The following is a 3,117-nucleotide window of genomic DNA, read 5'->3' on the forward strand; positions in this document are numbered from 1 at the left end:
CGTTGACGCGGATCGCGTCCACGGCCGTCGTGCCGTCCGGATAGGCTTCGATGACGTAGCTCTCGACGGTCTGCCCGGCGATCGTGGAGGGCTTCTGCGTGGCGGCGAACCAGTTGCGGCCGTCGATGGCATGAAGCACGCGCCCGACCGCCGTGGACGACTTCTTGTCCAGCGAAAGTTGCTTCGAGCCGGTGTAGAGCGTGGTCGCTGGTCCCGTGAGCCGGGTGAGGGCGACCGCAAGCTGAACGAACTCCGCAGCGCCGAACGCGTCCTGCGTGCCGTTGTAGCTCTGCGTGTTGATGATGAAGGCGACCGTGGTGAGCGCCGATGGAACCGGATCCACAAGGGTGATCGTACCGCCCGTGGTCGGATCGCTGTTCCGGGTTTTCGAAGCGATCAGGTAGCCGTCACCGACGAGCTTGTTCCGCGAGCCGAAATGGATCGTCATGCCCGGCTGCACGGTGGTCAGGTCGAGGCCCGCCACGGTGACGAGATTGGAATTCGCGGCAACGGAGGCGGTGCCGGTCGAGGAGTAGTAGAGAGACATGCGAAAGCGTCCCCGGGTTGAGGATGGCGGCGGGCGAAGATGCGAAGAGACGAGCGCGGTCAGCGCTTGAGGACAACCACGTACATATTTGCGGAGACAGTAGCGCCTGAGTTTGCGCCACCCTCCCACTTGAACATCAGTGATATACGATGATTTCCGGTTCCGATGACACGCATCGCTGTGTAATCAATCGGACCGGTTTGATAGGTTGCCTTGGTTGTATTTCCGCCCGCTGTGACACTATAGCTTTGCTGGCCGCGGCCACTATTCAGCGGCACACCGTCGATTGCTATGGCGACCGTCAACGCGGATGACTGCTGCACATTGGCTGTGCCATTGGCTTCAACGTAGACGTCGGCCGTTGAAGCAATCAGCACCGACCAATCGCCATCGGCGTAGAAGTCGTATGAGCAGCCTGGGATCTCACGAAATCCGGGGCTGCTCGGGCGCGCATCGCCGACACCGCCTGAGCGCACGACTCGGTCGGAAGAACCGTTCGGCGCGATGAGGCTCGTCGTTACTACGAGGTTCGGGATGGTGAGGGTCTGTCCGTCGAACTGGAACGGGTACGTGAGCCCTCCGTTGGCCGTGATCGCGAACAGGTTGGCGTCGATCACGAAGCGCGACGAGCCATTGTCGAGCAGGTCGATGTACCAGCCCGCGCCGCGGATCTGACCGCCGCGGTTTACGGTTGCGTAGGCTTCGAGGCGCACCGACACGCCCGAAACGCCCGAGCGGGCGAACAGCGAGAAGCGTCCCTGCGCCGTGCCAGCGTTCGTGACCGCCGACACGTCGTTGATCAGCGATGCCTGCGCGCTGTCCTGGCTGGCCCGGGTGCTTGCCTCCTGTGCGACGGCGGCTTCGTTGTTGCCGACCCGCGTGGTCAAGCCCGTGATCAGCGATGCCTGCGCGTTGTCCGCCTGAGCCCGGGTGCTCGCCTCTGTGCTGATCGCCGATTCCGCGTTTCCCACGCGGCTCGTGATGCTGGTGAGGCTCGACGCCTGCGCCTGGTCGCCCTGAGCCCGAACCTGCTGCTCCGTGACGATGCTGGCCTGCGTGTCTTGGATGCGCGCCACGAGGGCGGCAGCGGCCGTGACGCTTGAGACACCGCCGCCCGCAAAGGCCGTGGTGATCGCCGAATAGAACGCCTCATTCTCGCCCTGAGCCGCCAGGAGCAGCGTCTTCGACTCCGCGACCGACCGGCCCTGCTCATCGAATTTCGCGGAGATCGACTGCTGCGCAATTGCCTGCGAGTCGAAGAGCGCCGCCGTCGCCGTCGTGAGGTAGCTCGTCAGCCCCGCGATAGTGGTCGGAAGGAGAGCGCGGTCGGCAGTGTCCGCCTGCCCCGCGTTCACGGCGTTGAAGATGACGCCTTCCGATGCCGAGATGCGCTGCTCGGCCGTGGTCAGGCGCGCCTTGGTGGCGTCCAGTTCCAGCGACGTAGCGCGGGACGTGATCGCGGCGTCCTGCGCGTCGAGGCGCTGCTCAGCCGTGCCGACGCGGGAGCCGAGCGAATTGAATTCGGCCTTGGTCGCCGTGTTCGTGATCGTGCCCTGCAACGCGTCCAGCGTCGTCTGCACCGTGGTGATGGACGTGATCAGGCCCGACAGGTCGCCGGTCTGCACCGATCCGTAGAGCTTGATCTGCGCGACGGCGGCGTTGAGGTCGACCGACAGGTTCGTGATCTGAGTCGTCGTCTCCTTCTGCAACCTGTCGACGGCGTAAATCCGGGCGCGGCCCTCGCCGGTCAGCACCTCGAGGCCGGCGGCGCGAAGCTGATCGCCGAGTGTCGTCAGCGCCAGCGTGTTGCGGACCGCCATCTCGCTCAGGAGGTCGAGATCCGCACGCACCGCGGTGAGTGCCGGGTCGAGCGCGGTGGCGCGGATGTTCGGGTCGGGGCTGAGGGCCTTCCGGATCTCCTCGGCGCGCGCGGCGACGTCATCCACCTTGTCGATCTGCGCCTGAATGTTCGCGGAGAGATCCTCATAGTCGATTTGAATCAGACCGACGGTCTGGTTGCTGACCACGAGCGAGGGACAGTCGACCGCCACCACGAAGAACGCGCCGCGCACGCCCGCAGGCGTCACGCCCGCCACGCGCACCATCATCTGATCCGAACCGCCGACCACGGCCTCGAAGGTGGTTCGGTCGCCCTCGTAGGCGCGCACCCACTGACCGCCGTTATCGTAGGAGACGTCGGCGACGTAGCTCGCGGCGTTGCGCGCCGGCTGCCAGCCCGCGCTGAGCACGAGGTTGAGCTGCACCTGCGTGATCAGGGCGCCGAGCCCCAGGATCACCGGCATCGCGTCCGAGAACAGATCTGGGATCTGGATCAGCGGCGGGACGCCGTTCTCGGTCGTCGCGTAGACCTCGGGAGCGTCCAGCACGCCCGTGAGGTGGATATGCTCGCCGTCCTGGTCTGGATCACCCTCGGTGATCAGGACCGGAAAGGTGCGGGGCTGGCCCGGCGAGAAGGCGAGCCAGGGGCGCTCCTGCGTATCCGAGCGGGCCAGCGCGCCCGCGAGCGTCATGCCCTGCTGCCCGGCGGTCACCTGCGCTTCGGTCGAGGA

1 protein-coding gene and 1 pseudogene are annotated in these 3,117 nt (G+C 65.8%); both read right to left on the reverse strand.

Features of this window, described 5'->3' with window-relative positions; genetic code table 11:
- Positions 1 to 547: pseudogene (locus tag E1J50_RS25830) on the reverse strand (hypothetical protein); the annotation flags it as partial.
- Positions 548 to 606: 59 nt separating this feature from the next.
- The coding region (locus tag E1J50_RS27660) for a phage tail protein (RefSeq protein WP_483466585.1) at positions 607 to 3,117 on the reverse strand (2,511 nt) is incomplete at its 5' end.

It is taken from the genome of Methylobacterium segetis (assembly GCF_004348265.1).
GTDB classification, from domain to species: Bacteria; Pseudomonadota; Alphaproteobacteria; order Rhizobiales; family Beijerinckiaceae; genus Methylobacterium; species Methylobacterium segetis.